This window comes from Chryseobacterium sp. C2(2020), from assembly GCF_014218915.1.
Classification (GTDB): domain Bacteria; phylum Bacteroidota; class Bacteroidia; order Flavobacteriales; family Weeksellaceae; genus Chryseobacterium; species Chryseobacterium mucoviscidosis.
This window is the reverse complement of sequence record NZ_JACLCT010000025.1, coordinates 61,122-68,139: the sequence shown is the minus strand read 5'-3', so window position 1 is coordinate 68,139 and position 7,018 is coordinate 61,122. Positions and strand designations below refer to the sequence as shown.

Sequence of the window (7,018 nt, the reverse complement as noted above, 5' to 3'; positions counted from 1 at the left end):
ATTTTTCTCTCTCGTTTCATAGGTTAAAATTAAGGTTTTATGCTTAACTTTAACTGGACGCTAAATTAGTACATCCACAAAAGACCATTGAAGAATAGTTACTGGTCCTGTTAACATTCCTTTCACCCATTTTTTCGTTAAAGATTGCGCATATTCAGACCAGTAAACCGTCATCGGATTCGGTCTGTACACATCTCCGAAAATAACAGGAGGTTTCACACAACGGCTTCCGTAGCTTTGAACCCAGCCGTTTTGCGTAAACACAAATCCTGATAATTGTTCTCCGAAATATTCTACCATATCATTTCTTTCAAACTCTCCGTGAACCAGAACATCAATTCCTATTTCCTCCTGCCAACGGATCGTTCTTTCAGTTTCTTTTTTTAGTAGATCATCGTATTGCTTGGCATTCAGTTCACCCTTTTTAAATTTTGCCCTCCAGCTTCTAACTTCTTTCGTCTGTGGAAATGAGCCAATTGTAGTTGTAGGGAATAAAGGAAGGTTGAGAATATCCTGTTGAGAAATTTTTCGCATGCTGAAAGGTTTGTTTCTTTTAGCATCTTCCTCGGTAGTTACATCTACACGATCCTTCACTTCGCTGTTATGAATGAGAGGTGATGTTTTGCGGCTTTCAATGGCTTTTTTATTTTCAGCTAAAAGCAGGAGTGTGGAATAATCCGGATTTTCTGCGGCTAATTTTTTCAGGGTAACCGTTTCAGAGACTTTCTGTTTAGCAAAAGCCATCCATTGTTTAATTTCGGAGGATAAAACACTTTCGTTGTTCTCCAGATCAAGATCAGAAGGGCTGTGAAGCAATGAGCAGGAAGGAGCAATTAAAATTCTCTCCAAGCCTATTTTATCTGTTGCCTGTCTAATGAGGCGTAGAGATTTTTCGAAATCATTTTTCCATATATTTCTTCCGTCAATTACACCTAATGAAAGATGCAATGTTTCCGGAATTACTTTTAAAACTTCCTCCAACTGTTCCGGACTACGAACCAGATCGAGATGCAGCACATTTACAGGAAGAGAAACAGCCAGAGAAAGATTATCTCTTAAACCTTCAAAATAAGTAGCTACAATGATTTTCAGATGAGGAAACTGTTTTCTTATTTCGGTATAAATCAGACTGTAAGTTTCTTTTGATTTTTCATCCAGATCTAATGCTAAAAATGGTTCATCAAACTGTATGTATTCTGCTCCGTGAGTTTCAAGCTCTTTAAGAATCTGAATATAAACAGGAAGAATTTTCTGAGCCAGCTCCAGCTTATTGAAACCTTCCTCCTTTTCTTTCCCAAGCAGAATATAGGTTAACAAACCTATGATCACCGGTTTTGCATTTATTCCCACTTGTTTAGCATCCAAAAATTCGTTGATGATTTTACGGGAGAACAGCTTAAATTCCTGATTTTTATGGAATTCCGGAACAATGAAATGATAATTGGTATCAAACCATTTTGTCATTTCCATTGCAGTAATGTCCAAACCTTCTTTCTGAAAGCCTCTTGCCATGGCAAAATAGAGATCCGTTTCAGATTTTTTAAGAGCAATCTCTTCATAACGTTCAGGAATAGCGCCTAAAGTTAACGTCATATCCAAAACCTGATCGTAAAAAGAGAAATCATTACACGGAATAAGATCAATTCCTGCTTCCTGCTGAAGCTTCCAATTGTTTTGTCGGATATTTTTCCCGACGTCCAGTAATTCGTCTAAAGTGATTTTGCCCGACCAATACTGCTCGCAGGCTTTTTTGAGTTCTCGCTTGCTACCAATACGCGGATAGCCAAGAATGTGCGTTTGCATTTTCTTAAAAACTTTTAAATTAAACAATAATTAATGTGTATAAAAGTTCTTCTGATGCTTCGCAATGCTTTTGCAGAAGGAAATAGAATGGAGAGGTAAAGATACAGTAAGGACGCAATTTTCCCTTTACATAAGAGAATGCTCTGAAATTTTATCGTTTTGCACAAAGCTTTTTTCTCAACAATAAGATGAAAAATTATTTAACCATATCTTTTGAAACAGATGCAAAAAACAACTGCTGTATTGATGGTTGGCGAATATTTTTTTCATTCTTAAAGTAAGAAATTAATATTAAAAACTTTGCAATTAAAATCAAATTAAAATTTAGATTGCTACGTTCAAAAAAGTATCATCTGTCTGACCAAAAAACTCCAAACCGCGAGAGCATTGTCAATTCGGAATAGGCAGGTCTCCTGACTTGTAACAGCTTTTATCATCCTTCCCGTTTACACAGTGGATATACGTGGATAAAAACCTTTAAAGTATTACTTACAGTTGCGCGACAGCTCGTGATTTTCACACGATTCCCTATTAATCTACTTTACGTAAAACCTTTTCCGTTTGATGAAGTATGTAAAAGAACTGTTTTCTAAACAAATGTAGGAATTATTTGTTTATTTTTAAGTAATTCAGAAAATTATTCTGAATGAACAGTTATTTGGATTTTTTCGAGAATGTATTTTACAATGAGCTGTAGTTGCTTATCTCAATCAGATTTAAATCCGGATCTCTGAAATAAACCGATTGTATTTTTCCCAAAGCTCCGGTTCTTTCAACAATTCCTTCGATGATCTCAATATTCTTTTCCTTTAGTTCCTGTAAAACTTCGTGAATGTCGGTTTCGGAAATAAAACAGAAATCCGCAGAGCCACAAGTCGGATGTTCAGCTTTCGGTTCAAATTCTTTTCCTTTTTGATGAAGATTGATTTTCTGATTTCCAAAAGTCAGCGCTTTTCTGTTTTCTCCAAACGTCACCACTTCAAAACCAAGAATAGAGGTGTAAAAATCTACCGTTTTTTCAATGTCTGCGACCGTTAAAACGAGGTGATCTATATTTTTTATTTTCATGTTTGATTTTAAATTATTAAAGACTATTAAAAGGAATTATTTTTTCTTCAGTTAATTTTTTCTTCAGTCGATCAGCATACTGGTGCGCGAAAGTTTCTTTTTCAACTTTAGATAAAGCTGAGTAGTAATCATCGCGAATTTCTTTTGCCTCATAATCTTCATCATTTGCAAAAGGTCTTTCAACAACTTCCAAGTAATGAACATAATGACCGAATTCATGCGGTAAAGTTCTGAATAATTGAGTGTTTCTTGAAGGCTCCAAACTTAAATGAGAAACGAAATTCCTTTTATCTTCTGTAGAAATATGTCCGTCTTGCTTTAATCTTTCAAATTCTTTCTGATCTTCAACGCTTTGTTTTTTAGACCATATTAACTTTTTGTTTAAATCTATTGAGTCTAAAATTATCGCCGGAAAATATTCGTTTTCGTACTCAAAGCTGTAAACAAGTCTTACCCAAACCGGAGAGATTATTTCCTCCTTTCTTTTCGGTTGGCGTAAAACAATAAACTTTAAATCTCCGTAATCTTCTTTAGGAATATTTTCGATTATCTTTTCAAGATCAGAAACAGAACAGGAGTGATAACAGTTTTCGCGAAGCTCTTCAATGATAAATAAAAATTCGTGTCCATTTATTACTTTAGATTTTTTTTCATGCTTGCCAATTCTTTCGTAAAAAGACTTTAACGTTCCGTTAGGTGTTGAAATTTTCAATTTATTATTTTGACCAAAACCTTGATTTTCAGTCCCTATATTTTTGTTTCTTCTGGTCGCATTGTACATTTTCAGAGCGTAATTATTTTTCGAGATAATTTACATCAAACCATCCTTTATTAAACGTTATTTTTATCGTGTCATTATTCTGAAGATCAAAAATAGATTTTAAACCTTTTGAAATTCTATAGCGGTTAATTTTTTGAAGATCCTCTTTATCATGAATAGAATTTTCATTATTCAGCCAAAAAACTTTCTTTTCTTTATCATGAATTACTTCGTACGTTTTATTGATTTCCGTATTCTTCGTTTTTGAATTGATTAAAAGCAAAGCATTATCCACCAAAGAATGGAATCCGAAGTAAAATCCGCTTCCGAATATCATTAAACCCAATAAAATTAAAGGCACAGCTGAAAGCGTAATGTTTTCCTTGAAATGAAAATAATGATTCCGGCAAGAATAGTAAAAATAAAAACCGTGTATTTCCATGAAAACTCTTTGAAATTTTTTATATCGTCGTTTAAATACAGATCTTTTACAAAGGGTTCGAGAAAAAAATCCTGCAAAAAAATAATGATAATAAAAATAATTAACCAAAAATATTTTCTGAATAAAGCTTTTACATTGATGTTATGGTTATTAGTCATCCTTCTTATTCCGTTCTCTGGAAAATATGCGTCAGTTTGGAATTCTTAATAAAATCCTGAACAGAAGTATCTTTTGTAGCATTTTTATCCGTTAATTCAAAATAATAGATCATTAGATTCGGAAACTTCGGATCTTTGCAGACCACTTTAAAACGCTTAATCTTTTCATCGGTACTTAAAAAACTCAGTTCAGAACCACCACTCAACTTAATATTATTGACTTCGAAAGAATCTTTCCAGTTTTTTTGAAGTTTTGCAAATCTTTTCTGCGTTCTGTCACTGTCTTCGTTTTCAAATTTATCCACCTGAAATTCTGTCAAAAGCTGAGGATAAACCAATCCTTCTTTAAGCATCATTTCAGTAATTTTATCAGATTGATCAAAGAAAATCGTTTTATCGTCGAATTTTGCTGTATTATCCTTCAAAACAATGGTTCCGGCAAATTTTCTGTAATTTTTTTTCTTGTAATCGTTTTTAAAATGTTCGGTTACGGCTTTGTCTTTCGGTCCTGCCTTTTCAATTTTCTGCCCCAAAACATTCATGGACAGCAGCAAAGAAAGACTTAGTGAGAATATAGTTTTCATAATTTTTTTACTTCTGATATTTTCTATTAAACTTGTTTAAACTATTTAAGAATTAACCACAAAAGACACAAAAGACAATGTTAAAGCGAATTTCTATAATAACCAAAGTACTCAAAAAGAATAAAAATCAAAGATTTTTAAAAACTATTGTGCCCTTTTTGATTTGTAATGATCAACTTTAAATAAAAGTTTAGTTCATCTTTTGTGACTTTTGCGATTAAATAAAAGTTTAAACAGACTTATTTTAGTAAATTTTTTAAGGCATCTTTCAGATCCGGAAATTCAAACTGAAAACCTGCTTTCTGGATTTTTTCCGATGAAGCTCTCGAACCTTCCAGTAAAGCCTCAGAAAGTTCTCCAAACATCAGTTTTAAAACAAAAGCGGGAACATTAGGCATAAATAGAGGTTTTTGAAGCACTTCCGCCATATTTTTTGTCAGATTTTCATTCGTTGTATGTTGCGGTGAATTCGCATTGAATGCACCATCCAGTTCAGCATTTTTTAAAGCAAATTCGTAAATCGAACAAATATCATTAATATGAATCCACGGCATATATTGTTTTCCCGTTCCGATTGGCGAGCCGATGCCCATTTTTACAGGCGGAAGCATTTTTTTTAAAGCGCCGTCTTTTTCCGAAAGCACCACCGCAGTACGGATTTTCACGACTCTTTCAGCAACATTTTGTTTCTTAAAATCATCCGCAGCTTTTTCCCACAGAACTACCACTTCACTTAAAAAGTCATTTCCTGGACCATCATTTTCAGTAAAAATTTTTTCCGTTGTTTTGGTTCCGTAATAATTGATTCCGGAAGCAGATATGAAGGATTTTAATTTGATATTATTTTTTTGCAGAGTTTTTAAAAGCAAACCTGCAGAATCTACACGGCTTGAAATCAGTTCTTTTTTTCTTTCATCAGTCCATCTTTTCTCCGAAATATTGGCTCCTGCAAGATGAATGATATGCGAAACATTCTCAAAAGCTTTTTCGTCGATCATTCCTTTTCTGATGTCCCATCCAAAATCGTTGCTGTTCTGTTTTTTTCGCGTGAGAAAGCGTACCGTATAATCTTTCTCAAGTTTTTTAGATAATTCTTTGGCAACCAGTCCGTTTGCGCCCGTGATAAGAACAATTTCTTTCATGTTTAAAAATCTTTGTTGTTTCTAAGCCTGATTTTTTACGATCAGAACAAAATCATCTTCTAAAAGTTTATAGCCGTAATCGTAAATAAATTTATATTCTGAGCCGTTTTTATAAACTTTCAGATTTGTGAAATAATCGAAATCAAAACCTAAGCCATCGAGCTTGGATTTGGCAATTTTTGTTTTTCCTTCCGTATTCACTTCCGTCAGAATTCTGTAATTTTTGCGGAGTTTGTTATTGATGTTCCGCATCAGATTGCTGGAATCCTTGTTCTGTTTGTTATTGTAGGCATTTCGGCAGGCATCATTACAGAATTTTTTGTCGGATCTGCCGATAATTTTTTCGCCGCATTCGAGACAATTCATACTTTTTTCATTTTGTGTGGATGTTTGTGTTTTTTCTTCAGTAAATATGTAAACTGGTTATGATTCGGATAACTTCTGTTCGAAGTGATATTATTGAAAATTAAAGCAATAATTAATAGAATAATGCATCCAGAAAGAACAGGAGAAAGAACATACCAATATCCCAGTTCTGGAATTTTTCCTGTAGAACTTACCGCGATTAGTGCAGTAGCTCCGCCGGGCGGATGCAGCGTTTTCGTGTACTGCATTAATACGATGGAAAAAGCAACAGCTAAAGGTGCGGAAAGCCAGATAATATCCGGAACGATTTTATAAACCGTGACTCCTACCAAAGCCGACAAAACATGTCCTCCGATTAAATTTCTCGGTTGCGCAAGAGGGCTTTGAATGGCTCCGTAAATTAAAACGCTTGAAGCTCCGAAAGAACCGATTAAAAAGATATTTTCTGTAGCAGACAAAGTGTGTGACTGGATGAAAGCAATCATTCCTATTCCGAAAAATGCTCCCAAAAACGACCAGAAATGCTCTTTATAATCTACAAGTGTCTCTTTGTATATTACATATTTTGAAACCCGAAATGTTCTTTTTATTGTCTTCTTCATAGCATTTCAAAGATACAAAATTATCCGTTTGCAAACGACTACAAACGAATTTAAATAGTTTTCTACCGACTCCGGTTCTGAAATTCAACAATC

The 7,018-nt window shown here is 34.0% G+C and carries 7 protein-coding genes, 1 pseudogene and 1 riboswitch; all 8 genes and pseudogenes read right to left on the bottom strand.

Annotated elements, in window-relative coordinates:
* Positions 1-75 precede the first annotated feature (75 nt).
* Positions 76-1,803: pseudogene (gene metE / locus H6W52_RS14505) on the bottom strand (5-methyltetrahydropteroyltriglutamate--homocysteine S-methyltransferase); the annotation flags it as partial.
* Between the two features lie 385 nt (positions 1,804-2,188).
* Positions 2,189-2,374, bottom strand: a riboswitch (cobalamin riboswitch).
* 110 nt (positions 2,375-2,484) lie between these two features.
* Complete coding sequence (locus tag H6W52_RS14500) at positions 2,485-2,871, bottom strand: VOC family protein (RefSeq protein ID WP_116098849.1); 387 nt, start codon at positions 2,869-2,871, stop codon at positions 2,485-2,487.
* A 16-nt stretch (positions 2,872-2,887) separates the two neighbouring features.
* Complete coding sequence (locus H6W52_RS14495) at positions 2,888-3,583, bottom strand: hypothetical protein (RefSeq protein ID WP_123891983.1); 696 nt, start codon at positions 3,581-3,583, stop codon at positions 2,888-2,890.
* Positions 3,584-3,665: 82 nt separating this feature from the next.
* Positions 3,666-4,073, bottom strand: a complete 408-nt coding sequence (locus H6W52_RS14490; protein WP_123891984.1) for a hypothetical protein — start codon at positions 4,071-4,073, stop codon at positions 3,666-3,668.
* Between the two features lie 163 nt (positions 4,074-4,236).
* Positions 4,237-4,815 (bottom strand): hypothetical protein, encoded by a 579-nt coding sequence (locus H6W52_RS14485; protein ID WP_123891985.1) that lies wholly within the window; start codon positions 4,813-4,815, stop codon positions 4,237-4,239.
* A gap of 239 nt (positions 4,816-5,054) precedes the next feature.
* Positions 5,055-5,957: a TIGR01777 family oxidoreductase gene (locus H6W52_RS14480; RefSeq protein WP_116098854.1), complete on the bottom strand. Its 903-nt coding sequence runs from the start codon at positions 5,955-5,957 to the stop codon at positions 5,055-5,057.
* Positions 5,958-5,978: 21 nt separating this feature from the next.
* Positions 5,979-6,323, bottom strand: coding sequence for a hypothetical protein (locus tag H6W52_RS14475; protein ID WP_116098855.1), 345 nt, complete (start codon positions 6,321-6,323; stop codon positions 5,979-5,981).
* Positions 6,320-6,925 carry an HPP family protein gene (locus H6W52_RS14470; RefSeq protein ID WP_116098856.1) on the bottom strand — a complete coding sequence of 202 codons (606 nt, stop codon included), beginning with the start codon at positions 6,923-6,925 and terminating at the stop codon, positions 6,320-6,322. Before H6W52_RS14470 ends, H6W52_RS14475 begins: the two co-directional genes overlap by 4 nt.
* Positions 6,926-7,018 lie beyond the last annotated feature (93 nt).